The organism is Streptomyces sp. NPDC127595 (assembly GCF_042671685.1).
In the GTDB taxonomy this organism is placed as follows: domain Bacteria; phylum Actinomycetota; class Actinomycetes; order Streptomycetales; family Streptomycetaceae; genus Streptomyces.
In genome coordinates this window covers 388,688-412,529 of sequence record NZ_JBHXWK010000004.1, presented here as the reverse complement: position 1 = coordinate 412,529, position 23,842 = coordinate 388,688, and the positions used below count along the sequence as shown (strand labels likewise).

20 protein-coding genes and 2 pseudogenes are annotated in these 23,842 nt (G+C 68.7%); 9 read left to right on the top strand and 13 right to left on the bottom strand.

The annotated features are described in order from the left end of the window. Positions 1-62 precede the first annotated feature (62 nt). The 3 genes from ACFVKT_RS15975 (at position 63) to ACFVKT_RS15965 (ending at position 2,777) form a co-directional block, all read left to right on the top strand. Positions 63-707, top strand: coding sequence for a DUF6230 family protein (locus ACFVKT_RS15975; RefSeq protein WP_385731726.1), 645 nt, complete (start codon positions 63-65; stop codon positions 705-707). Between the two features lie 188 nt (positions 708-895). Then, the gene (locus tag ACFVKT_RS15970) at positions 896-1,489 is read left to right on the top strand and encodes a DUF6114 domain-containing protein (protein WP_385731724.1); all 594 of its coding nucleotides are present in this window, start codon (positions 896-898) and stop codon (positions 1,487-1,489) included. Beyond that, positions 1,479-2,777, top strand: a complete 1,299-nt coding sequence (locus tag ACFVKT_RS15965; protein WP_385731722.1) for a hypothetical protein — start codon at positions 1,479-1,481, stop codon at positions 2,775-2,777. Before ACFVKT_RS15970 ends, ACFVKT_RS15965 begins: the two co-directional genes overlap by 11 nt. A gap of 90 nt (positions 2,778-2,867) precedes the next feature. Here ACFVKT_RS15965 and pyk read toward each other — a convergent pair whose 3' ends face one another. The 3 genes from pyk to pta all read right to left on the bottom strand — a co-directional run bounded on the left by pyk (position 2,868) and on the right by pta (position 7,853). Then, a complete protein-coding gene (pyk, locus tag ACFVKT_RS15960; RefSeq protein WP_385731720.1) occupies positions 2,868-4,301 on the bottom strand; it encodes a pyruvate kinase in 1,434 nt (477 codons plus the stop codon). A 253-nt stretch (positions 4,302-4,554) separates the two neighbouring features. Beyond that, a complete protein-coding gene (locus tag ACFVKT_RS15955; RefSeq protein ID WP_385731718.1) occupies positions 4,555-5,766 on the bottom strand; it encodes an acetate kinase in 1,212 nt (403 codons plus the stop codon). Next, on the bottom strand, positions 5,763-7,853 hold the full coding sequence (gene pta, locus ACFVKT_RS15950) for a phosphate acetyltransferase (protein WP_385731716.1): 2,091 nt from the start codon (positions 7,851-7,853) through the stop codon (positions 5,763-5,765). The genes ACFVKT_RS15955 and pta overlap by 4 nt, the downstream gene beginning before the upstream one ends. Positions 7,854-8,156: 303 nt before the next feature. Here pta and ACFVKT_RS15945 point away from each other — a divergent pair, with 303 nt between their 5' ends. Further along, on the top strand, positions 8,157-9,185 hold the full coding sequence (locus tag ACFVKT_RS15945) for an ATP-dependent 6-phosphofructokinase (protein WP_385731713.1): 1,029 nt from the start codon (positions 8,157-8,159) through the stop codon (positions 9,183-9,185). A gap of 30 nt (positions 9,186-9,215) precedes the next feature. Here the strand turns inward: ACFVKT_RS15945 and ACFVKT_RS15940 are convergent, their stop codons facing one another. The 4 genes from ACFVKT_RS15940 to ACFVKT_RS15925 all read right to left on the bottom strand — a co-directional run bounded on the left by ACFVKT_RS15940 (position 9,216) and on the right by ACFVKT_RS15925 (position 12,626). Continuing rightward, a complete protein-coding gene (locus ACFVKT_RS15940) occupies positions 9,216-9,845 on the bottom strand; it encodes a helix-turn-helix domain-containing protein (RefSeq protein ID WP_385732129.1) in 630 nt (209 codons plus the stop codon). A 190-nt stretch (positions 9,846-10,035) separates the two neighbouring features. After that, a complete protein-coding gene (gene ppk2, locus ACFVKT_RS15935; RefSeq protein WP_385731711.1) occupies positions 10,036-11,022 on the bottom strand; it encodes a polyphosphate kinase 2 in 987 nt (328 codons plus the stop codon). A gap of 6 nt (positions 11,023-11,028) precedes the next feature. Then, positions 11,029-11,271, bottom strand: coding sequence for a DUF6411 family protein (locus ACFVKT_RS15930; RefSeq protein ID WP_385731709.1), 243 nt, complete (start codon positions 11,269-11,271; stop codon positions 11,029-11,031). A gap of 170 nt (positions 11,272-11,441) precedes the next feature. Continuing rightward, positions 11,442-12,626 (bottom strand): phosphatidylserine/phosphatidylglycerophosphate/cardiolipin synthase family protein, encoded by a 1,185-nt coding sequence (locus tag ACFVKT_RS15925; protein WP_385732127.1) that lies wholly within the window; start codon positions 12,624-12,626, stop codon positions 11,442-11,444. A gap of 185 nt (positions 12,627-12,811) precedes the next feature. Between ACFVKT_RS15925 and ACFVKT_RS15920 the strand changes: the two genes are divergently transcribed. Both ACFVKT_RS15920 and ACFVKT_RS15915 read left to right on the top strand, forming a co-directional pair. After that, the gene (locus ACFVKT_RS15920) at positions 12,812-12,985 is read left to right on the top strand and encodes a hydrophobic protein (protein WP_384390141.1); all 174 of its coding nucleotides are present in this window, start codon (positions 12,812-12,814) and stop codon (positions 12,983-12,985) included. A gap of 226 nt (positions 12,986-13,211) precedes the next feature. Continuing rightward, a complete protein-coding gene (locus ACFVKT_RS15915; protein WP_384390157.1) occupies positions 13,212-13,550 on the top strand; it encodes a PRC-barrel domain containing protein in 339 nt (112 codons plus the stop codon). A gap of 144 nt (positions 13,551-13,694) precedes the next feature. Here the strand turns inward: ACFVKT_RS15915 and ACFVKT_RS15910 are convergent, their stop codons facing one another. Further along, positions 13,695-14,375, bottom strand: a complete 681-nt coding sequence (locus ACFVKT_RS15910; protein ID WP_385731706.1) for a hypothetical protein — start codon at positions 14,373-14,375, stop codon at positions 13,695-13,697. A gap of 64 nt (positions 14,376-14,439) precedes the next feature. Between ACFVKT_RS15910 and ACFVKT_RS15905 the strand changes: the two genes are divergently transcribed. Further along, a complete protein-coding gene (locus tag ACFVKT_RS15905) occupies positions 14,440-14,931 on the top strand; it encodes a CGNR zinc finger domain-containing protein (RefSeq protein WP_385731704.1) in 492 nt (163 codons plus the stop codon). Between the two features lie 224 nt (positions 14,932-15,155). On the opposite strand, the gene ACFVKT_RS15900 is transcribed toward ACFVKT_RS15905, so the two are convergent. From ACFVKT_RS15900 to ACFVKT_RS15890, 3 genes and pseudogenes are all read right to left on the bottom strand, one after another. Next, complete coding sequence (locus tag ACFVKT_RS15900; protein ID WP_385731702.1) at positions 15,156-16,013, bottom strand: carbohydrate ABC transporter permease; 858 nt, start codon at positions 16,011-16,013, stop codon at positions 15,156-15,158. A 1-nt stretch (position 16,014) separates the two neighbouring features. Continuing rightward, positions 16,015-16,943, bottom strand: a pseudogene (locus tag ACFVKT_RS15895) (carbohydrate ABC transporter permease). Further along, positions 16,940-18,304 (bottom strand): extracellular solute-binding protein, encoded by a 1,365-nt coding sequence (locus tag ACFVKT_RS15890; RefSeq protein ID WP_385731700.1) that lies wholly within the window; start codon positions 18,302-18,304, stop codon positions 16,940-16,942. The pseudogene ACFVKT_RS15895 and the gene ACFVKT_RS15890 overlap by 4 nt, the downstream one beginning before the upstream one ends. Positions 18,305-18,640: 336 nt before the next feature. Here ACFVKT_RS15890 and ACFVKT_RS15885 point away from each other — a divergent pair, with 336 nt between their 5' ends. Beyond that, positions 18,641-18,997, top strand: a complete 357-nt coding sequence (locus ACFVKT_RS15885; protein WP_385731698.1) for a hypothetical protein — start codon at positions 18,641-18,643, stop codon at positions 18,995-18,997. 3 nt (positions 18,998-19,000) lie between these two features. On the opposite strand, the gene ACFVKT_RS15880 is transcribed toward ACFVKT_RS15885, so the two are convergent. Both ACFVKT_RS15880 and ACFVKT_RS15875 read right to left on the bottom strand, forming a co-directional pair. Beyond that, positions 19,001-19,681, bottom strand: coding sequence for a response regulator (locus tag ACFVKT_RS15880; RefSeq protein ID WP_385731696.1), 681 nt, complete (start codon positions 19,679-19,681; stop codon positions 19,001-19,003). A 742-nt stretch (positions 19,682-20,423) separates the two neighbouring features. Beyond that, positions 20,424-22,110, bottom strand: a pseudogene (locus tag ACFVKT_RS15875) (ATP-binding protein); the annotation flags it as partial. Between the two features lie 235 nt (positions 22,111-22,345). Here ACFVKT_RS15875 and ACFVKT_RS15870 point away from each other — a divergent pair. After that, complete coding sequence (locus tag ACFVKT_RS15870; RefSeq protein WP_385732125.1) at positions 22,346-23,767, top strand: cation:dicarboxylate symporter family transporter; 1,422 nt, start codon at positions 22,346-22,348, stop codon at positions 23,765-23,767. Positions 23,768-23,842: the final 75 nt, after the last annotated feature.

Here is a 23,842-nt window from a genome sequence, read left to right as displayed (position 1 = left end):
CGGCTGAGCCGCTATCACGGGGCAGTCAGGGCCAGGAGATGTACGTCCGAGAAGGAGGAAATATGGAGTCCCAGGTGCGTGGCGGGACAAGATGGAAGCGGTTTGCTGTGGTCATGGTGCCCAGCGTCGCCGCGGCCGCCGCGATCGGCGTCGGGCTCGCGCAGGGTGCGCTCGCCGCGTCGTTCAGCGTTTCCGGCCAGGAGTTCAAGGTCAAGGCCGGGCATCTCGAGGGCCAGGGCTTTTCCCAGTACGGCGCGATCGACACCGGCTACACGTCGACCGACGGCAAGACCAAGACGACCCGCGCCGTGGCTGTCTCGTCGTTCAAGACCGCCCAGATCACGAACATGTGCCAGTCGGTCAAGACGGAGATTCCCCTCATAGGGAAGACGATCTACCTCCGTCTCGAAGCGGGCCCGGACGCTGACCACAAGGTCGAAGCCGAGAATCTCTACATCGATGTTGCCCAGCTCGACGCCGACGCGACCTTCAAGGGTATGGAGATCGGCGTCGCGGTGCAGGACCAGAGCAAGGGTCCTGCTGTGAGGAAGGGTGACGGCGTGCTGCCGGGCGGCTTCGCCCAGCAGGCGGACTCGGCCGACCTCACGGGCGTCGAGCAGACGGCGTGGGCGACCACGGCCGGCACCTTCAAGCTCAGCGGCCTGAAGATGCGTCTCGGTACGAGCGCCTCGATGGAGTGCTTCTGACGGTTTCCGTCGCAGTGGTGTCGTTGAGCGGCTGAGCCGCTCAAGGGGGGCGGGGGAGTTGTCGCTTCCCCGCCCCGCGCACACCCGCCCGATGCCTCGCACCGGGAGCTTTCGCCCATACTTTCCGGCTTCACCACCCCACGGCCGAGCCGGTACGTACTTCCACCGGACCCAGGGAGCTTTTTTCCATGAGTGCCGAGACTCCGGTCCAGAGCGCCGGGACTTTCACCCGCGCGCGTCTGCGATTCCGTGACTGGCGGGGTAACCGGCCGTTCTGGGCCGGTCTGTTCACCCTGCTCGGCGGGGTGCCGATCGCCTACTTCCCGTACGCCACCTTCAAGCTGGGCAGCATGTCGCTCGCCATGGCGACCACCGCGGGTGCCGGCTCACTGATCATCGGTGTTCTGCTGGTCACGCTGGGCCTGACCATGTGGTTCCAGTCGGCTACACGTGTCTTCGCCGGTGTTGCCGCGATCGTCCTTGGCCTCGTGTCCCTGGTGGTCTCCAACATCGGCGGATTCATTGTCGGCTTCGTGCTCTCGCTGATCGGCGGCGCGCTCTCCGTGTCCTGGATGCCCAGTGACGGGTCGGCCGACGGCGCGAAGACCAAGCGGTCGGGGAAGCACGGCCCGGCGGGGAGCCCGAACGACGGAACCGCTCCCGCCGACAGCGACCCCGGTGTTCCGGCCGACGCGGGCGCGCCGGAGCCGGGTCACCAGCTGACCGAGAGCGCCGGAGCCGACAACGGCAGCGGCAACGGCGGGGGGTACCGTGCCGACTGACGAGGTGTCCCAGGACGACTCCGCGGCCAAGCCCCGTACGAGAACGGGGCCGCGGCACGCCGCCCCGAAGAAGCCGCTGTCCACCAGGTTCCACGTGCCGGCGGGCAAGGCCGTGGCCTTCGCGGCGATGCCGACCGCGGTCCTCATGGGCATAGGTTTCACGCCGACTCTCGCGAACGCCGACGACCAGCCGAGCACCTCGAAGAGTCTGACGGCCGAGGAGTACCAGGCTTGCGTCGAGCTCCTGGACGGCGAGGACGCGTCTGCCAGCCCGACGCCCTCCGCCTCCGCTTCGGCGAGCGCCTCCGAGTCCGCTGACGAGACCGAGCCGAGCCCTTCGGCCACACCGTCCTCGGATGCGGGCGAGACCCCTTCGTCGGATTCAGGTTCCGACGACGAGGTCGCGCCCACGCCTTCGGCGTCCGCGAGCAAGACGGCCGAGAGCAACGGCAGTGAGGCCGGCGCGGCCACGCCCACACCCTCGGAGTCCGAGAGCAGCAGCAACCCGCTGGACCCGCTGGGCATCGGCGATGCCATCAAGGACATCCTCACGCCCGACGAGCCGGAGAGCGCGACGCCCGCGCCGTCCGCCACGCCCTCGGCGACCGCGACTGAGGACACCTCGGGCAGCTCCGACACCGCCCCGGACACGGCCGAGAAGCCCGACGAGCCGACGAAGGACACCACCGACACTTCGGCCTCCAAGACGGCCGAGGACAGCGCGGAGGCGTCCAAGGAGCCCGCCGACGAGGCCACTTCATCCGCCAGCCCCAGCTCCAGCCCCAGCCCGTCCGCGAGCGCAAGCACGGACGCGGCGGACTGCCCGGTCTCCACCGACGCAGAGGGCAATGTCGACAACCCGGTCATCCTGCCCGACGACCCCTGGTACCTCAACGCCAGCTCGCTGCTGCTCAAGGGTGCCGACTACCAGGGCGTCGTGGAGGTGAAGACCGCCAACGGCACGGTCAAGAAGGTTCTGAAGTACGTGATCTCCGGCGGCACCGACATCGGCGATCTGCACCAGACGGTGATCGACAAGCGCGCCGGCAAGACCTACCACGTGCAGGCGGGCAAGGGTACGACGTCCACCATCACCGATGGTGACACGGTCATGTACACCGAGAGCATCTCCGGCAAGCTGTTCGGGCTGATACCGATCACGTTCGACCCGGAGCACCCTCCGCCGCTGAACATTCCCCTGATCTACTTCACCGACGTGAAGGTCACGCAGGCCGGCCAGTTCGGCGGCACGCTGACCATACCCAGCATGCATACGTACCAGGACTGAGCACGCCCAGGCCCATCCGGGAGCCGCAACACGCTGAGGGCGCCCCCTGCAACAGGGGGCGCCCTCAGCGTCGTACAGTCACCAGCAACGTCAGACCGTGCGGGCGCTCTCGCCCAAGTGGTGCACCCGGACCATGTTCGTCGTACCCGGGACGCCAGGAGGCGAGCCCGCGGTCATGATGACGACGTCGCCGTCGTTGAAGACGTTGAGCTTCTGGAGTTCCTGGTCGACGAGGTCGACCATTTCGTCGGTGGTGTGGATGAAGGGGACGACGTAGGACTCGACGCCCCAGCTCAGGGTGAGCTGGTTGCGAGTGCCCTCGTCCGTGGTGAAGGCGAGGATCGGCTGGGAGGCGCGGTAGCGCGAGAGGCGGCGGGCGGTGTCGCCGGACTTGGTGAAGGCGACCAGGCCCTTGCCGCCGAGGAAGTCGGCGATCTCGCAGGCGGCGCGGGCGACCGAACCGCCCTGCGTGCGCGGCTTCTTGCCGGGGACCAGGGGCTGGAGACCCTTGGAGAGGAGCTCCTCCTCGGCCGCCACGACGATCCTCGACATCGTCTTGACCGTCTCGATCGGGTACGCGCCCACCGACGACTCGGCGGACAGCATGACCGCGTCGGCGCCGTCGAGGATCGCGTTGGCGACGTCGGACGCCTCGGCGCGCGTCGGGCGGGAGTTGGTGATCATCGACTCCATCATCTGGGTCGCGACGATCACCGGCTTGGCGTTACGGCGGCAGAGCTCCACGAGGCGCTTCTGCACCATCGGGACCTTCTCCAGCGGGTACTCGACGGCCAGGTCGCCACGGGCCACCATGACGGAGTCGAACGCCGCGACGACGCCCTCCATGTTCTCGACCGCCTGCGGCTTCTCCACCTTGGCGATGACGGGGACCCGGCGACCCTCCTCGTCCATCACCTTGTGGACGTCGTTCACGTCGTGGGCGTCACGCACGAAGGACAGGGCGACCATGTCGCAGCCCATCCGCAGGGCGAAGCGCAGGTCCTCGACGTCCTTCTCGGACAGCGCGGGCACGTTCACGGCCGTACCCGGCAGGTTGATGCCCTTGTGGTCGGAGATCACGCCGCCTTCGACGACGATCGTCTTGACCCGGGGGCCGTCGACCTCGACGACCCTCAGCTCGACGTTGCCGTCGTTGATGAGGATCTGGTCGCCCTTGGAGACGTCGCCGGGCAGACCCTTGTAGGTCGTGCCGCAGATCGACTTGTCACCCGGAACGTCCTCGGTGGTGATGGTGAACTCGTCACCACGCACCAGCTCGACGGGTCCCTCGGCGAAGGTCTCCAGGCGGATCTTGGGCCCCTGGAGGTCGGCGAGCACACCGATGGCCTTGCCGGTCTCTTCCGAGGCGGCCCGGACACGGTCGTACCGGCCCTGGTGATCGGCGTGCGTGCCGTGGCTGAAGTTGAAGCGGGCCACGTTCATGCCGGCCTCGATCAGCGCGACGAGCTGCTCGTGGGAGTCGACCGCGGGGCCGAGAGTACAGACGATTTTCGAACGGCGCATAGGGCGATCCTATCGGTTTGTTTCGCTGCGGAATATTCCGTCTGGCGGAAGATACAAATGGGCGGACGGGCGCTCAGGCGTATCTCTTGCCGGACGCAGGCAATCTCTCGCGGACGCAGACATATCTCTCACGGGCGCGGACATCTGTCTTGCGGTCGCAGTCGTGTCTCTCACGGGCGCAGGCATCTCTCCTGCGGTCGCAGTCGTATCTCTCGCTGACTCTCTCGCTGACTCAGACATATCTCTCTCGGGCTCACGCATTGCTCTCTCCGACCAGCGCGTACGTCTGTGTCGCAATCTCCATTTCCTCGTCCGTCGGCACCACGGCGACCGCGACGCGCGCGTACTGCGGCGAGATGAGCCTGGGCCCATCCGCTCGTACGGCGTTCAGGTCGCCGTCGACCGCCAGGCCCAGCTCCTCCAGGCCGGCGATCGCCGCCTCGCGCACCGGGGCGGCGTTCTCCCCCACTCCGGCGGTGAAGGCGATGGCGTCCACCCGGCCGAGGACCGCGTAGTAGGCGCCGATGTACTTCTTCAAGCGGTGGATGTAGATGTCGAAGGCGAGCTGGGCCTGCTCGTCACCCTCGTCGACACGACGGCGGATCTCGCGCATGTCGTTGTCGCCGCACAGGCCGATCAGGCCGCTCTTCTTGTTGAGCAAAGTGTCGATCTCGTCGGTGGACAAACCCCCAACGCGCATCAAATGGAAGATGACCGCCGGATCCATGTCTCCGGAGCGTGTACCCATCACCAGTCCCTCCAGAGGCGTGAGCCCCATCGAGGTGTCCACGCACCGGCCGCCCCGCACCGCGGAGGCGGACGCCCCGTTGCCGAGGTGCAGCACGATGACGTTCACCTCCTCCGGCGCTCTGCCCAGGAGCTTCGCGGTCTCCCGGGACACGTACGCGTGCGAGGTGCCGTGGAAGCCGTAGCGGCGGATGCGGTAATCGTCGGCGGTCTTCACGTCGATCGCGTAGCGCGCCGCTGACTCCGGCATCGTCGTGTGGAACGCGGTGTCGAAGACGGCGACCTGGGGGAGGTCGGGACGCAGTGCCCTGGCGGTACGGATGCCGGTGAGGTTGGCCGGGTTGTGCAGCGGGGCCACCGGGATCAGCCGCTCGATCTCGGCGAGCACGGCCTCGTCGATGACGGTGGGATCGGTGAACAGCTTCCCGCCGTGCACGACCCGGTGCCCGATCGCGAGCAGCTCGGGGGAGTCGAGTCCGAGCCCGTCCCGGGCCAGCTCGTCGGCGACCGCCTTGAGCGCGGCGGCGTGGTCGGGGATCGGCGTGACGGTCTCGCGGGTCTCCCCGCCGAGCAGCGGGGTGTGCTTGAGGCGGCTTGTCTCCTCGCCGATGCGCTCGACGAGTCCCACCGCCAGCCGGCTGCTGTCCCGCATGTCGAGCAGCTGGTACTTCACCGACGAGGAGCCGGAGTTGAGGACGAGGACGCGGGTGGCGCTCACTGGGCGGTTGCCTTCTCGCTCGGGCTCTGGGCCTGGATCGCCGTGATGGCGACGGTGTTCACGATGTCCTGGACGAGCGCGCCGCGTGACAGGTCGTTGACGGGCTTGCGCAGGCCCTGGAGGACCGGGCCTACCGCGATCGCTCCGGCCGAACGCTGCACGGCCTTATAGGTGTTGTTGCCGGTGTTGAGGTCCGGGAAGATCAGCACGGACGCCTGCCCGGCGACCTCCGACTCCGGCAGCTTGGTGGCCGCGACGGTCGGTTCGACGGCCGCGTCATACTGGATCGGCCCCTCGATCCGCAGCTCGGGGCGGCGCAGCCGCACCAGCTCGGTGGCCTCGCGCACCTTGTCGACATCGGCGCCCGTACCGGACGTACCCGTCGAGTACGACAGCATCGCGATCCGCGGTTCGACGCCGAACTGCTCGGCGGTGGCGGCCGACTGGATGGCGATGTCGCAGAGCTGCTCGGCGTTCGGGTCCGGGTTGACCGCGCAGTCGCCGTAGACGAGGACCTTGTCGGCGAGGCACATGAAGAAGACGGAGGACACGATCTTCGTGTCCGGCTTGGTCTTGATGATCTCGAAGGCGGGCCGGATGGTGGCGGCGGTGGAGTGCACGCAGCCCGACACCATGCCGTCGGCGAGGCCCTCCTGCACCATCAGCGTCCCGAAGTAGTTCACGTCGGCGACGACGTCGTACGCGAGCTCGACGCTCACGCCCCGGTGGGCGCGGAGTTGGGCGTACTTCTCCGCGAAGCGGTCGCGCAGTTCGGAGGTCGCCGGGTCGATGAGCTGGGTGGAACCGAGGTCGATGCCGAGGTCGGCGGCCTTCTTGCGGATCTGGTCGAGGGGGCCGAGCAGCGTCAGGTCGCACACACCCCGGCGCAGCAGCACCTCGGCGGCGTGCAGGACGCGCTCCTCGGTGCCCTCCGGCAGCACGACACGGCGCTTGTCGGAGCGGGCCTGCTCCAGGAGTTTGTGCTCGAACATCATGGGCGTGAGGCGGTCGCTGCTCGGCGCGGAGACGCGCTTGAGGAGGTCGCCGGTGTCCACGTACCGCTCGAAGAGGCCGAGCGCGGTCTCCGCCTTCCTCGGCGTGGCGGCGTTCAACTTGCCTTCCAGACCGAAGAGTTCGGTCGCGGTGGGGAAGGAGTTGCCGGCCACCGAGACGACCGGGGTGCCGGGCGCGAGGCGGGCCGCGAGGGTGAGGATCTCGTCGGTGGGCCGCTCGTTCAGGGTGAGCAGTACGCCGGCGATGGGCGGGGTGCCCGCGCTGTGCGCGGCGAGCGAGCCGATGACAAGGTCGGCGCGGTCGCCGGGGGTGACGACCAGACAGCCGGGGGTCAGGGCGTTGAGGAAGTTCGGCAGCATCGCGCCGCCGAAGACGAAGTCGAGCGCGTCACGCGCGAGGCCCGCGCTGTCGCCGAGGAGCACCGTGCCGCCGAGGAACTGGGTGATCTGCGCGACGGTGGGCGCGGAGAGCGCGGGCTCGTCCGGGAGTACGTAACTGGGCACCGGAAGACGGCTGTCGAGCCGCTCGTGTATCCCGGCGCGGTCGGCGGGGGCGACCCGGTTCACGATCATCGCGAGGACGTCGCAGCCGAGTCCGTCGTACGCGCGATAGGCGTTGCGTGTCTCGGCGCGCACCGACTCCGAGGTCTGGCCCCGGCCGCCGACGACCGGGATGACGGACGCGCCGAACTCGTTCGCCAGGCGGGCGTTGAGCGCCAGCTCGTCCGGGAACTGTGTGTCGGCGAAGTCGGTACCGAGGACGAGGACGACGTCGTAGTCACGGGCGACGAGGTGAAAACGGTCGACCAGGGTGGACACCAGCTCGTCCGTGCCTCGCTCGGCCTGGAGCGCGGACGCCTCGTGGTAGTCCATGCCGTAGACCGTCGCCGGGTCCTGGGCGAGGCGGTAGCGGGCACGCAGCAGTTCGAAGAGCCGGTCCGGACCGTCGTGCACGAGCGGACGGAACACCCCCACCCGGTCGACCTGGCGGGTCAGGAGTTCCATGACTCCCAGCTCGACGACCTGGCGGCCGTCGCCGCGGTCGATCCCGGTCACGTACACGCTGCGCGTCACGCGTGCTCTCCATCCCGTTCGTCTCGTTGTCGTCTCCTTTTCGGGAGACGGTTCTCAGCGGTTCCGGCGGTGTATCTCAGCGGTTCTCGCGGTGTTCCTCAGCGGTTCCCGCAGTGTTTTTTGGGGCTCGGCGAATGGCCCACTAAGGTGGGCAGGAGCCTCTTGACAATACCTCTGTGGGTGGCTAAGGCGCCCGCCAGGAAGAACGTCCTGGTGGGGCGTGCGGAAGCGACGATGCCCTTCGCGCCGTGAAAGAATCGAACCGGCTCACACGTACCGGCAGCGAGCAGGAGAAACAGCACGATGCGCATCGGAGTTCTCACCGCAGGCGGCGACTGTCCTGGCCTGAACGCAGTGATCCGATCGGTCGTGCACCGAGCGGTCACCAACTTCGGCGACGAGGTCATCGGCTTCGAGGACGGCTACGCAGGCCTGCTCGAGGGCCGCTACCGCCCCCTCGACCTCGACGCGGTCAGCGGCATCCTCGCCCGCGGCGGCACCATCCTCGGCTCCTCCCGTCTGCAGCGCGACCGGCTCCGGGAGGCCTGCGAGAACGCGCAGGACATGGCCCGTGAGTTCGGCATCGACGTGCTCATCCCGATCGGCGGCGAGGGCACGCTGACCGCCGCCCGGATGCTCTCGGACTCCGGAGGCCTCCCCGTCGTCGGCGTCCCGAAGACCATCGACAACGACATCTCGGGCACGGACCGGACCTTCGGCTTCGACACGGCGGTGGGCGTCGCCACCGAGGCGATGGACCGGCTGAAGACCACCGCCGAGTCCCACCAGCGCGTGATGGTCGTCGAGGTCATGGGCAGGCACGCCGGCTGGATCGCCCTGGAGTCCGGCATGGCGGCCGGCGCCCACGGCATCTGCCTGCCCGAGCGCCCCTTCGACCCGGCCGACCTGGTCGCGATGGTCGAGGAACGCTTCGCACGCGGCAAGAAGTTCGCCGTCGTCTGCGTCGCCGAGGGCGCGCACCCCGCCGAGGGCACCATGGACTACGGCCACGGCGCGATCGACAAGTTCGGCCACGAGCGCTTCCAGGGCATCGGCACGGCCCTCGCGTACGAGCTGGAGCGGCGCCTCGGCAAGGAGGCCAAGCCGGTCATCCTCGGCCACATCCAGCGCGGCGGAACACCGACCGCGTACGACCGCGTACTCGCCACCCGCTTCGGCTGGCACGCCGTCGAGGCCGCCCACCGCGGCGAGTTCGGCCGGATGACGGCCCTGCGCGGCACCGAGATCGAGATGGTGCCGCTGGCGGACGCGACCGCCGAGCTGAAGACGGTGCCGAAGGACCGGATGGACGAGGCGGAGTCGGTGTTCTAGAGGTCACCCTCGCCCTTCGCGACTTGCGCTTCAGTACGTGGTTCTCTGGACCATCGCCCAGAAGTGGTCGACGATCCGGTCCAGGAATTCCTGGCCCGATTCGCCGGCGTCGGTGGCGGCCGAGCCGTCACCCCAGCTCAGCGAAGCGACCATCTGCCCCTGGTAGTCGGTGTGCATCTCCTGGAGGACGTCCTCCAGGAGGCGCCGGTCCAGGGGCACCATCTTGCCGACCGGACGTGCGTACGCCTGCCAGCGCGTCGTCACCGCTCTGCGCAGGAGTTCGGCGAGCTTGTCGTCGCGCCCCGTCACCGTGACGAAGTCGCGCAGCGAGAGGTCGAGAACCTCGGCGAGCGTGGCCGACTGCCGCTCGTTGCCGCGCCACTCGCCGGACTCCTCCATCCGCTGGTACGCGAGGAGTTCGAGGCCGACAGAGCGCGCGAGGTCTTCGGTGGCGAGGCCGCGTGCGACGCGGTGCTCGCGCAATGTCCTTGGCGCGCCGATGAGTTCACCCTGCGAGCACCACAACACGCCCGCGAGCGCGGTGAGTTCGGGAGCGCTCGGCTCGGCCAGCCCGCGCTCCCAGGCGGCGACCAGATCCGGGGTGACGTAGGGAAGTCCGTACGACGCTCTCATCCCGTACGCGACATGCTCGGGCCCCATTCCTAGCGCGGCCCGCAGTCTGCGGGCCGCCGGGGCGTTGAAGGGCGGAGTGGGCTGATGGGCCTGCGGTCGGTGCACGCGGTCAAAGTATGGGCCGGAGGCGGCGGTGACTACGGTCTGTTCGGCCACAATCACAGATTGTAGGAACATACGGTTTCGGCCGTCGACCCCGTGGGTGGCCGTTTATGTGTCAGGCGGTTTCAGGGTGGTTGCCGGGACCCGTGGTGCCGTGGGACAGCGGAGTGGGGGACAGCGCGGTGTCCTCCTCGCCGGGTTCCAGGAGGGTGTCGGCGGGGCCGACGATGAGCGGGTCGGTGACACCGACCGCCTCGGGGTCCTTGTCGGCGTAGTCGACGCGCGAGAGCAGACCGCGCATGGCTTCCAGCCGGGCGCGCCGTTTGTCGTTGCTTTTGACGACCGTCCACGGGGCGTGTTCCGTGTCCGTGGCGCGGAACATGTCGACCTTCGCCTCGGTGTAGTCGTCCCACAGGTCCAGCGACGCGAGGTCGGTGGGGGAGAGCTTCCACCGGCGCACCGGGTCGACCTGCCGGATGGCGAAGCGGGTGCGCTGCTCGGAGCGTGACACGGAGAACCAGAACTTCACCAGCAGGATCCCGTCGTCGACGAGCATCCGCTCGAAGGCCGGGCACTGCCTGAAGAACAGTTCCCACTCCTCCTTCGAGCAGTAGCCCATCACCCGCTCCACGCCGACGCGGTTGTACCAGGAGCGGTCGAAGAAGACGATCTCTCCCGCCGTCGGCAGATGCGCGATGTACCGCTGGAAGTACCACTGACCGCTCTCCCGGTCGTTGGGTTTGTCCAGGGCGACCACCCGTGCGCCGCGGGGGTTGAGCCGCTCGGTGAAGCGCTGGATGGTGCCGCCCTTGCCGGCCGCGTCACGCCCCTCGCATACGACGACCACGCGTGCGCCGGTGTCCTTGACCCAGCGCTGGAGCTTGAGCATCTCTATCTGCAAAACGCGTTTTTCCCGCTCGTACCTTTTGCGGCTGACCTTGCGGTCATAGGGATGGTTCTCCCGCCAGGTCTTGATGGGCCGCCCGGTCTCGTCCAGGACGATCGGCTGCTCGCGTCGGGTGGCGTCGATGGTGAGACCGTCCAGCAGCCGCTCCCCGTCGATGCCGTCCCCCTCGGGGCTGTCCCTCGTGGTGCCGTTCATTCGCGGTCAGAAGGGCATGCGGCCGCGGGTGCGGCGGCCGGCCGAGCCGCTGCGGCCGACGGCACGCGAACTGCTCTGGAAGGGCTTGCTGAGCAGCCGGCCCAGGAAACCGGGCGCCTTGCCGCCGGCCCGGGCTCCGGCGCCGAGCGAACGCTGCGTGCCGCGCTCGGGGTGGCGGGAGAAACGGGGGACGAGGAAGGCCAGTACGGCCAAGACCACACATACGGCGACGATGGCGACGATCAGCATCAGTGGACTCCTTCGGTTGGTGGGACGGGTTGGCCCGATGGGATGGCCCGACGGGTTGGCCCGATGGGTTGTTCCGCCGGTTGTTCCGACCTGAGACGGGTGCCCTGTTGTGCCGTCCCTATGTGATCCGGATGTGATCCGGACGTGAACCGGCATGATCCGGACGCGGGCTACAGGAACCGGCGGATGGGGGCCACGGACGCCTCCCACAGCCGCTGCGCTGCGGAGCGGCGTTTCCAGCGGTCCTTCTCGATCCGCTCGCTGACGCGCAGGTCCTCGTCGAAGTGTCCGTCGAGGGTGGCGGTGAACTCCTCGTCCATGACGGCGAGCATGACTTCCTCGTCGTGGTCGAGGGAGCGGCGGTTGAGGTTGGTGGAGCCGACCAGGGCCGCGACCCTGTCGATGGTGATGACCTTGGCGTGCATCATCGTCGGCTGGTACTGGAAGATGCGCACCCCGCAGGCGAGCAGGTCCTCGTAGTGGTGCTGGCCGGCCAACTGGCAGACGCGCTTGTCGGTATGGGGGCCGGGCAGCAGGATCTCCACCTCGACACCGCGCCGGGCGGCCGAGCACAGCAGGTCGACGAAGTGGGCGTCGGGGGCGAAGTAGGCGGTGGCCAGGCGCAGTCGCTCCTGGGCGGACTCGATCACGACCCGCAGGAGGGTCTGCATGTCCTGCCAGCCGATGCTGGCCGAACCGCGGATGACCTGGACCACGGCGTCGCCTTCGGAGGCGTGCTCGGCGAAGCGGTCGCGGGTGTCGAAGAGGGTGTCGTGGCACTCCGCCCAGTTCTGCGCGAAGGCGGCGGCGATGCCGTCCACGGCGGGTCCGCGCACCCGGGCGTGGGTGTCGCGCCACTCGTGTTCGTTACGGGCGTCACCGCACCACTCCTCGGCGATGCCCACCCCGCCGGTGAACGCGGTCTCCTCGTCCACGACCAGCACCTTGCGATGGCAGCGGTGGTTCTGCTTGAAGGGCGAGAGATACAAGGGCTTGCGGAACCAGGCCACTTCGGCCCCGGCCTCTTCCATCATCTCCAGCAGGTCCTGCTCGATCAGCCGGCTGCCGAAGCCGTCGAGGAGCAGGCGCACCCGCACACCGTCGCGGGCCCGCTCGGCCAGCGCGGTCGCGAACTGGCGGGCTATCTCCCCGCGCCAGTACACGAACGTCATCATGTCCACGGTGTACCGGGCGCCGCGGATGCTCTCCAGCATCGCCGCGAAGATCTCGTCCCCGTTGCGCAGCACCGTCAGGGAGTTGCCCTCCGTGGCGGCGATGCCGATCAGCCGCTCCAGGCGACGCCGCAGCCGCTGTTTGTTCTCGGCGGAGGACAGCTTGTTCTCCGCCGGGGACAGCCGCGGGGTGGCGGTGACCCCGGGCCCTTCCGTCTCACTGAGTGTGCTGGTCACGGCGCTCCCTGCCGGTAGAAGTAGAACGGTGGCGGCGGACCCTATAACCCCGAACAGCAGAATCAAACCCGGAAATCGGTATGCATGATCGTTCAGGGGTAGGGCACATGATTGTCCGGAGGTTGATAATCATGGTTCCCCTGCTTCTTGTTCTTCTTCTCGCTCTCATCCTTTTCGGTGCGGGCTTCGCACTGAAAGCACTGTGGTGGATAGCAGTGATTGTTCTCGTGGTGTGGGTGTTGGGGTTCGTCCTCAGGCCCGCGGCCGGCGGCGGAGGTAAGCGCAGCCGCTGGTACCGCTGGTAGACGGCGGTTTCACGCGCAGCAGGACGAGGGCTCGGCGCGCAAATGACCGTGGCTGAAAAGCCCGGGTAGTGCGCCGCTCCCGACGGACCGCACGGATTTCAACCAGATTTCCTGTGCATGGCGGGGACCGGATCGGGAACCCGCCTCCCGTCAGCAAAGACACCGGCGCTCACCAGCGTCCGGAGTAATTCTGTACAGCTGAACGAAGGGACTTATCGTGACGGACATGTGGGGTTACCAGCCGACGTCGGGTTACCAGGCGGGCCTGGATCTGACGGGCTTCAAGGTGGAGGCGACCGACGGCCACATCGGCAAGGTCGACAAGTACTCCGAGGAGGTCGGCTCCGCCTACATCGTCGTCGACACCGGTGTGTGGATCTTCGGCAAGCACGTGCTGCTGCCGGCCGGCACCATCACCAGCGTGGACACGACCGACAAGAAGGTCTTCGTCGGCCGTACCAAGGAAGAGATCAAGAACTCCCCGGAGTTCGACAAGGACAAGCACATCGGGGATGCGGGCTACCACGAGCAGGTCGGTGGCTACTACGGCACCCCGCGCGACTGACATCCGATTCAGACGCCACCAGCACGCGGCGTCGGCCGGCTCCTCAGGGGGTCGGCCGACGCCGCGTTTCCTTTCTTGGTTCCTGTCCGGAGTGGCCGGCCCCCTCGCGCATCGCTCGGAGCAGGCGCAGGGGCGCTCGGCGGATCAGGCCGCGGACAGGAGCCAGCCGATACGCAGTTCTTCCGCACCCGGACGGAATGTCCGCATCAACTCTGCACGCTCGGGATCGTTCTCGGGCAGGTTGTCGGCGAGGAGGGCCTGCGAGGCGACTGTCTGGGGCCGGGCGCCGAGCGCGGCGCGCAGATGGAGTGAGCGGCGCAGCATCGCGATCCGCTCCGCGGGCTCCTTGTGCGGTGCGAGGTGCCGGATGATGTAGGACTCGAAGTAGCCGTCGCCGGTCCTCGTCGCGATCTCGAGAGCCGTCTCGTAGCGTGGGAGGGCGCCGGCTGGGTCCTCGTCGATGTTGTCCAGCAGGACGGCCCAGTGGTACTCGGCCCAGGCACGCTGCTTCTCGTCGCCGCTCTCGGCGGCCGCGCGGTAGCCGGCCTCGGCCGTGGCGCGGTCGTCGGCGCGCGGGTCGCGCCGGAACAGCAGGCGGCTGTAGGCCAGTCGGCCGGTGAGCAGGTGCCGGGTCGGCGATGCGGGATCGAGTGCCGCGACCGCCTTCTCGGCCTCCTCGTGACCCTCGATCCGGAAGAACCAGCGGTCGACGGCGATCTCCGCGCGCAGTTCGGGCTCGGCGTCCGGGTCCAAGGCGGCGAGCGCGGCGTCCCACTCCCCGAGCAGCTGCAGGCGGCGGGCCACGTAGGTGTCATCAGATAGCATGGCGCCTACGTTAAGAAGCGGCGAGGTAGGTGGTCAAGTGCAATACGGTGACTACATTGGGAACGTGACGCGGTTGGCCGTGGAGCTGGCCAATACCGGGACCCTCGACCAACAGGGCGAACTGGTCGGCGCGTTCTTCGCGGAGCACGAGATCACTCCGCCGCCGGGCGGCGACTACGGCGAGCTGCCGGACCTCGTGCGCATGGCGCTGGCGCAGTCCGTCGACTGCGCTGCCCCTGACGCCGTGCACCGGCTGCTGCGCGACTATCCGCCGGAAATGCACCTGTCCGACCATGACGGCCTCGGCGGCTGGCACATCCACTTCAGCCGCAACGGCAGCCCGGCCAAGCGCTGGCTCGGCCAGCTGATCGCCGCCAAGCTCGCCCTGGTCGCCGCCGGGGATCCGGCGGTGACACTGGGCCGGTGCGCCGCGGCCGGGTGCGGGAACTTCTTCGCGGACCAGTCACGGAACCGAACGCGCCGGTTCTGCTCCAACGCGTGCGCGAGCCGGACGACGGTCGCGGCCTATCGGGCCCGGGCGGCGAAAAACTCCTAGCAGAGTTCCCGCCCCCTTAGAGGAGGTGGTCGGCCTTTCCGGCCTTGATGTCCCGGATGAGGGTGCGGAGGGCTTCGCGGGCGTCGGTGAGGCAGTGGTCTTCCTGGCCGGCGATGGCTGGGGGTTCGGGGAGGCCCGGGAGCCCGGGGGTGGGACGCGGATGTGGGCGGTGTTGCCCTGGCGGGGGGCTCGGGAGTATTCGGGGGCAGGAGGAGCTGGCGTCCTCACCCCTTGACCGCCCCGCCCAGAGCGAACCCCCCGCCCAACCGCTTGGCCACCAGCACATACAGCAAGATCACCGGCGTCGAGTAGATGATTGAGAACGCCGCCAACTGGCCGTAGACCACGGTCCCTCGGTTCCCGAAGAATTCGTTGATGCTCACCGACGCGGGCATCTGGTCCGGGGTGAGCAGCAGCATGAAGGGGACGAAGAAGTTGCCCCACATCATCACGAACGAGAACACCGTGACCACGGCGACGCCCGGACCCATCAGCGGCAGCACGATCCGGAGCAGGGACTGGAATGACGACGCCCCGTCCGTCCACGCGGCCTCCTCCAGCTCCTTCGGGACCCCGTCCATGAAGTTCTTCATCAGCCAGATGGCGAAGGGCAGTTGGGAGGCCGCGAAGAAGAAGATGGTGCCCTGCATGGTGTCGATCAGGTTCACCTGGACGAACAGGGCGTACACCGGCACCATGATGGCCGTGATCGGCAGACTCGTCGCGAACAGGATGGTCAGCAGGAAAGGCCGGTTCAGCCGCGACCGGAAACGGGACAGCGGATAGGCGGCGAGCGTCGAGCAGATCACCGTCAGCAGCGTTCCGCCCCCGCAGAGGATCAGGCTGTTGAGCAGCGGGGTGAAGGTGATGTCCGGTTTCAGGACCGCGTCGAAGTTGTCCAGCGTGAGGCTGTCGGGGACCTGCACCCGCAGGCCGGCGTCCGGGTCGAGCGCGGAGAGGACCACCCACGCCAGCGGCAGTGCGAACGCGGCGGCCAGGGCGAGGAGTCCGGCGTCCGCAGCCAGCCGCCGGGTGGACCGACGCCGCGACCTGAGGGGCGTACGCGCAAGTTGAATCGCCATTTCAGACCTCCGTCCGCAGCAGGCGCATGTACACGAGCGAGAACAGTGAGCCGACGACCAGGAGCAGCAACGCCACCGCCGTCCCGTACCCGATCATGCTTTTCTGGAAGGCCTGTTCGTACATGAACAGGGGGAGGGTCTGGCTCTTTCCGCTCGGGTCATCACCCAGATCAGCCCGAAGACGGAGAGCGTCTGCAAGGTGTTGAGCATGAGATTCGTGCCGATGGAGCGGCGGATCATCGGGAGCGTGATGTGCCACATCCGCCGCCAGCCTCCCGCCCCGTCCACCTCCGCCGCCTCCGTGATCTCCTTCGGGATCTCGTTCAGCGCGGCGGAGTAGACGAGCATCGAGAAGGCCGTGCCCCGCCACACGTTCGCGAACGACACCGCCAGGATGGGGAGGGTGAACAGCCAGTTCTGGCTGGGCAGATGGAGCCAGTCGAGGATGGCGTTCAATGTGCCCTCCCGCCGGAAGAAGGCGTACAGCAGGAACCCCGCGACCACCTCCGGCAGCACCCACGCCGTGATGACGATCCCGCCCACCACCGTCCGTACCGGCTTCGACGCCCGTTGCATCAGTGCGGCCAGTGCCAGCCCCAGCGTGTTCTGCCCGACCAGCGACGACAGCACCGTGAACACCAGCGTGAGCCATACCGCGTTCAGGAACGCGTCGTCCTGGAACGCCGCCCGGAAGTTGTCGAAGCCGACGAACGACGAGTGGGCCTGGCCCGTCAACTGCAGGTCCGTGAAGGCGATGTAGGCGCAGTAGCCGATCGGGCCCGCGAGGAAGAGGACGAGCAGGATGAGGGCGGGGGAGACCGGGAGCGCCCGGACGAGGGAGCGGCGGAGGCCTCCCCGGCGGGGGGAGACGACCTTCGTACCCGCGCCCGGGGGTCGGACCTGGGGTGCCACCGGCGTACTCACGCTCACTTCGTGATCACTTGGTCGTCGGTGGCCGTCTTGAGTTCCTCGTCGTACCCCTTCGCCGCGTCCTGAACCGAACTGTCGCCCGTCGTCACGCCCTCCATGGCCTCCTGGATGGCGGTCGAGACCTTCGGGTACGCCGGGTACGCGGGCCGGTAGTGCGTGCTCGCGACCAGGTCCGTGAAGAACTTGATGCCGGGCTGCGCGTCCACGTACGCGGGGTCGGCGGCGACGTCCTTGCGCACCGCGATACCGGAATTGGCGATGTACCACTTCTGGGCGTTCGCCTTGGTCTGCATGGTCTCGATGAACTTGAAGGCCAGGTCCGGGTTGGACGCCTTCGACGGGATCGACCAGGTCCAGCCGCCGGACATGCTCACCTTGCCGGGAGCCTGGCCGTTCTGCGTCGGCATGTACGCGAGACCGAGTTTGTCGGACCACTCGGGCCATTCGTGGCCCGACCCCGCCAGCCAGTCCTGCGGGAGCCAGCTTCCGTCGAGGTTGATGCCGAGCTTGCCCTCGGGCAGCAGTTCACCGCGGACCCGGGTGGGGAAGTTGGGGTCGAGGGCGTCGGAGACCTCCGGGCCCAGCTTCTCCTTGAAGACCGTCTCCACGAAGGCGAGGGAGTCCTTGAAGGGCTGGCTGCCGGCGATCCACTTCTTGGACGCCGTGTCGTACAGGGGGTCAGTCGTTCCGTCCCCCGTCCCGTACAGCAGCATCTCGAAGCCCTGCATGGTGGCGGCCTCTCCGGCGGGCTTGCCCGTGTAGACGTTCAGGGGCGTGACGCCGGGGACCTTCTCCTTGATCGTGCGGGCCGCGTCGAGAACCTCGTCCCAGTTCTTCGGCTGCCAGTCGCTCGGCAGGCCCGCCTTCTTGAAGATCGCCTTGTCGAACCAGAGCCCCCGGGTGTCCGTCCCGTCCGGAACGCCGTACGTCTTCCCGTCCTCGGCCTTGGCCGCCGTCTTGGCCGTGTCGATGAACTGGTCCCAGTCCGGCCACTTGTCGAGGTAGGCGTCCAGGGGCTTCAAGTAGCCGCTGGTGATGTCCGAGTTGATGAGGAAGGTGTCCTCGTAGACCAGGTCGGGAGCGGTCTTCGGGGACCGCAGCATCTGCTGGACCTTGGTGTAGTACTCGGAGTCCGGTGCCTTGATCGGAACCAGCTCGACCTTCTTGCCGGGGTTGGCCTTCTCGAACTCCTTCTTCATCTCGCCCAGATAGGTGTCCATCACCTTGATCGAGTTGTCCGTGGACTGTTTGAACGAGATCTTCACGGTGTCGGGGTCGCTGCCGGACCCTGATCCGCAGGCCGTGAGTGTGGTCGCGGTGAGCAACGCGACGAGGAGAAGTGGGGCGGCGGTGGGGCGCACGGGCACGACCTCCTACTGACCGACATCGTTGTCGGCCACGACTTGTCTGCCCGGCGAACGTAAGAGGCGGGAGTATGTCAGGTCAATGACCTTGCACTGGCTGGTCAAGTCGCGACAGGGCTCCTGGTGTTGTCCACTGCGGGGGCGCCGGCGGCGGCCGGGCTCGCGATACGGGTCGAGTCGTACGCGCAACCTTCGTCCCCCGCCGTGGGTCCACCTCGTACGAGGTGGACGGGCCACGCTGGGGGGCGCATGACGTCGTACGACGGGGATCGCGGGTTTGTCGAGCGTGTGCGCCGGTTCTTCTGGTTTCCACGAGGGGAGTTGCGAGAGGCCGTGCCGATCCGGCCCCTTGTCTGGAGCTGGTTCTTCTTCGCGGCAGCGGGGGCGGGGATCGTGGCCGTCGGTTGGACGGAGTTCGTGGACCTCATCGTTCTCTGGACCGTGTTGGCGATGGTCGACGACGTCACCAAAGGTGTGCGGAACCGCTGGCCGGCCTTCACGACCGCTCTGCTGGTCCTCTGGTCCGTCGGCAGGCTGGTGCGCCGGGGAACGCCCGCACCGGCCGACCCCGACTGGGCCGACTACCCCGCCCTCGTGTGCGGGAGCCTGGCAGCCCTCGTGGTGTTCGCCGCGATCACGCACGTACGACCTCGTCGCGGAAGCCGTTCCGAAGGCCGTCCACCCGGCTAGGCCCTAACCCTTCACCCAGCGGTACTGCAGCTCCGGCCGTCCCACCTGGCCGTACTGCGGGGCCCGTGCCGCCCGCCCCGACTCCACCAGGTGTTCGAGGTAGCGCCGGGCGGTGATCCGGGAGATGCCGACCAGCTCGGCGATCCCGGCGGCGGTGAGGCCCTCGCCGCAGTCCCGCAGGGTGACGGTGACGCGTTCGAGGGTCGGGGCGCTCAGACCCTTTGGGAGCGCGGCCGGGCCCGGGGCGCGCAGGGTGGCCAGGGCGCGGTCCACCTCGTCCTGGCCGCTCGCCTCGCCCGCCGCCGCGTGGAACTCCGCGTACCGGATCAGCCGGTCACGCAGCGTGGCGAAGGTGAAGGGCTTCAGGACGTACTGGACGACCCCGAGCGACACACCCTCCCGTACGACCGCCAGGTCCCTCGCCGACGTCACCGCTATCACGTCCGCGTGATAGCCGGCGGCGCGCAGCGAACGGGCGAGCTGCAGGCCGTGCGCGTCCGGCAGGTGCAGATCGAGCAGCAGCAGATCCACCGGCGTACGGTCCAGCGCGCGCCGCGCCTCCGCGCCCGTGTGCGCCTTGCCGACGGCGACGAAGCCGGGCACACGGCCGACGTACATGACGTGGGCGTCGGCGGCGACCGGGTCGTCCTCGACGACGAGTACGCGGATGGGGTCGGTCGTCATACGTCGCCTCCAGGCAAGGCGGGCTGGGCGGGGTGGACGGTCTGGACGGTCTGGGTGGGCTGGACGGTCTGGGTGGATTGGGTGGTTGAGGCGGACGGGGTGGTTGGGGTGGTCTTGGCGAACTGGGCGGTCGGGGCGGTCTGGGCGGGCTCGGGTTGGTCGTCCTGGTGGCGGGTCGGGGCGGTCTTGGCGGGCTTGGGCTGGTCGTCCTGGTGTCGGGTCGGCGCGGTCGACGCGTCGGCACGGGCGAATGCCGCGGTCGGTACCTCGACCCCGGACGTCGCGGTCGGTGCGTTGCTCGGGGCGGGTGTCGCGGCCGATGTCTCAACCTCGGGTGCTGTGGCGGGTGCTTCGGACCCGGGTGTCGTGGCGGGTGCCCAAGCCGCAGGTGTCGTGGCGGGTGCCGCGGCCCCCGGCACCGCGGTGGATGTCTCAGTCCCGGGTGTCGCGGTCGATGTCTCAACCTCGGGTGTCGTGGCGGGTGCCCCAGCTCCGGGTGTCGCGGCCGATGTCTCAACCTCGGGTGCTGCGGCGGGTGCCTCAACGTCGGGTGCTGTGGCGGGTGCTTCGGCCCCGGGTGTCGTGGCGGGTGCCCAAGCCGCAGGTGTCGTGGCGGGTGCCGCGGCCCCCGACGCCGCGGTGGATGCCTCAGTCCCGGGTGTCGCGGTCGATGCCTCAACTTCGGGCGCCGTGATGGGTGCCCCAGCTCCGGATGCCGAGGCAGGTGACCCGGCCCCCGGCGCCGTGGCGGATGCCCCGGCCCCCGACGCACCGGTGGATGCCCCGGCCCCCGGCGTCGCGGCCCCCCGGGTCGAGGACACCGGCGTCGAGGACACCGTAGGCAACGGCAGCCGGGCCTCGAACTCTGCCCCGCCCCCGGCGGCCGCCGCCACTGTCAAGGTGCCGTCGTGCCTGCTCACGGCCTGGCGTACGAGAGCCAGGCCCAGGCCCCGGCCGCCGGGCCCCGACGGCTTGGTCGACCAGCCGCGCTGGAAGACCGCCTCCGCGTGGGCGGGGTCGACCCCCGCACCGGTGTCGGCGACCCGCAGCACCAGCCCGTCGTCGTCCGTGAACGCCGTTACCGTGACCCGCGCGCCCACCGTCCCCTGTGCCGCGTCCACCGCGTTGTCGATGAGATTTCCCAGGACCGTGACCAGGTCGCGGGCGGACAGCGAGTCCGGCAGGAGTCCGTCGTCGATGGCGCTGTCCTGGGAGACCACCAGCTCCACACCCCGCTCGTTGGCCTGCGCGGCCTTGCCGAGCAGCAGGGCGGCGAGCACCGGTTCGCTGACCGCCGCGACCACCTGGTCGGTGAGGGTCTGGGCCAGCTCCAGTTCCGCCGTGGCGAAGTCGACGGCCTCCTCGGCGCGGCCCAGCTCGATGAGGGACACCACCGTGTGGAGGCGGTTCGCGGCCTCGTGCGCCTGTGAGCGCAGCGCCAGGGTGAAGCCGCGCTCCGAGTCCAGCTCGCCCATCAGGGACTGGAGTTCGGTCACGTCGCGCAGGGTCACGACGGTGCCGCGGCGGTCGCCGCCGGAGACGGGGGAGGTGTTCATCACGAGGACGCGGTTCGCGGTCAGGTGCACCTCGTCCACCCGTGGCTCGGCCGACAGCAGCGCACCCGTCAGCGGTGCGGGCAGCCCGAGCTCGGCCACCGAAAGGCCGACCACATCGCCGTCCACGCCCAGCAGCTCTCGCCCGCCGTCGTTGATCAGCGCCACCTTGAACTGTCCGTCCAGCATCAGCAGACCCTCGCGTACGGCGTGCAGCGCGGCCTGGTGGTAGTCGTGCATGTGGCTCAGCTCGGCCGCGTTCATCCCGTGGGTGGAGCGGCGCAGCCGGGCGTTGATGACGTACGTCCCGAGACCGCCCAGGGCCAGGGCGCCCGCCGCGACCCCGAGGAGCGCCGTCACCTGGTCCTGCACGCGGGCGGTGATCACCTCGACCTTGATGCCGGCGCTGACCAGGCCGATGATCCTGCCGTTGTCCCAGATGGGTACCACCGCGCGGACGGACGGACCCAGCGTGCCCGTGTACGTCTCCGTGAAGGCCTTGCCCTTCAGAGCGGGGCCGATGTTGCCGAGGAAGTGCTTGCCTATCAGCGTCTCGTCGGGGTGGGTCCAGCGGATGCCGTCCGTGTTCATGATGGTGACGAAGTCGACGTCCGTGTCCTCCTGCACATGGAGGGCGTACGGCTGGAGGGTCTTCGTCGGGTCGGTGGTGTGGATCGCCTCGCGTACCGAAGGGGAGTCCGCGACCGAGCCGGCCACGGCCATGGCCTGGCGTCCCGCGGCCTCCTCGGCCTGGCCGCGGTCGCTGACGTAGCTGAACAGCGCGTACCCGACGACGAGCACCGCGATCAGCACGGCCTGCATGCCGAAGAGCTGACCGGCGAGGCTGCGGGGTTTGGGGACGCGGGGCAGGCGCATGGCTAACAGTCTCCCTCCACGTATAAGTGTGAACTAAATGAACGGAAGGGTGACCGCCCTCACAAGGCGGGAGATAGTCACCGCATCCCCTGGGAGTGCGCCTCCAGGGCAGGCCGGGAGTCCGTCTCCCGGATCCACCCGGGAATCCGCCTCCCGGTTCTGGAGGCGCGACTTCCGGATCCCCGGTCGTGAGCCGCACGCCGGGTTCCGCCGGTCGTGAGCCGCACGCCGGATGATGCCGACGACGTCGTCAAGGAGGGCAGCCGTGGCCAGCACCCCGCAAACCGCACCTGCCGCACCCGCCGTAAAGCGGGACCGCACCCACTATCTCTACATCGCCGTGATCGGCGCCGTGATCGTCGGTATCGCCGTCGGGCTGCTCGCTCCCGACTTCGCGGTCGAGCTCAAGCCCATCGGCACCGGCTTCGTGAACCTCATCAAGATGATGATCTCCCCCATCATCTTCTGCACGATCGTGCTGGGCATCGGTTCCGTACGCAAGGCCGCCAAGGTCGGCGCCGTCGGCGGTATCGCACTCGGATACTTCCTGGTCATGTCGCTGGTGGCACTCAGCATCGGCCTGGTCGTCGGCAACATCCTGGACCCGGGCACGGGCCTCCAGGTGACCGACGCGGTCAAGGAAGCCGGTCAGGGCCAGGTGTCGGCCGAGGCGCTGCCGCCGGTCGACTTCGTGCTGTCGATCATCCCGACCACGATGGTCTCCGCCTTCACCGAGGGCCAGGTCCTGCAGACCCTCCTCGTGGCGCTGCTCGCCGGGTTCGCGCTGCAGGCCATGGGATCGGCCGGCCAGCCCGTGCTGCGCGGTGTCGAGCACATCCAGCGGCTCGTCTTCCGCATCCTCGGCATGGTGATGTGGGCGGCCCCGCTCGGCGCCTTCGGCGCGATCGCCGCCGTCGTCGGTTCCGCCGGGGTGGACGCGCTCAAGAGCCTGGCCGTCCTGATGCTGGGCTTCTACGCCACCTGCTTCCTCTTCGTCTTCATCGTGCTCGGCACGCTGCTGCGCGTCGTCGCGGGTCTGAACATCCTCACGCTCTTCAAGTACCTGGGCCGTGAGTTCCTGCTGATCCTGTCCACCTCCTCCTCCGAGTCCGCCCTCCCGCGGGTCATCGCGAAGATGGAGCACCTGGGCGTGAGCAAGTCGGTGGTCGGCATCACCATCCCGACCGGCTACTCCTTCAACCTCGACGGCACCATGATCTACATGACCATGGCCTCGCTCTACATCGCCGACGCGATGGGCACCCCGATGTCGCTCGGGGAGCAGATCCCGCTGCTGCTCTTCCTGCTCGTCGCCTCGAAGGGCGCGGCGGGTGTCAGCGGCGCCGGTCTCGCCACGCTGGCCGGCGGTCTGCAGTCGCACAAGCCCGCCCTCGTGGACGGCGTCGGCCTCATCGTCGGCATCGACCGCTTCATGAGCGAGGCGCGCGCCCTGACGAACTTCGCGGGCAACTCGGTCGCCACCGTCCTGATCGGCACCTGGACGAAGGAGATCGACACGGACCGCGTGAACCGCGTCCTCGCCGGTGAGTTCCCGTTCGACGAGACGACCCTGCTGGACGACGACGAGAACGGCGCGGCTCCGGCCGACGCGGAGGTCCCGGAGCAGGGCGGCGAGAAGGAACTCGCCAAGGCATAAGCCTCGCGGGTGCCCTCCTGAACGGGGCGCCCGCGAACCGGGGACCGGGACATCCCCTCCCCAGAACGCCGAGCG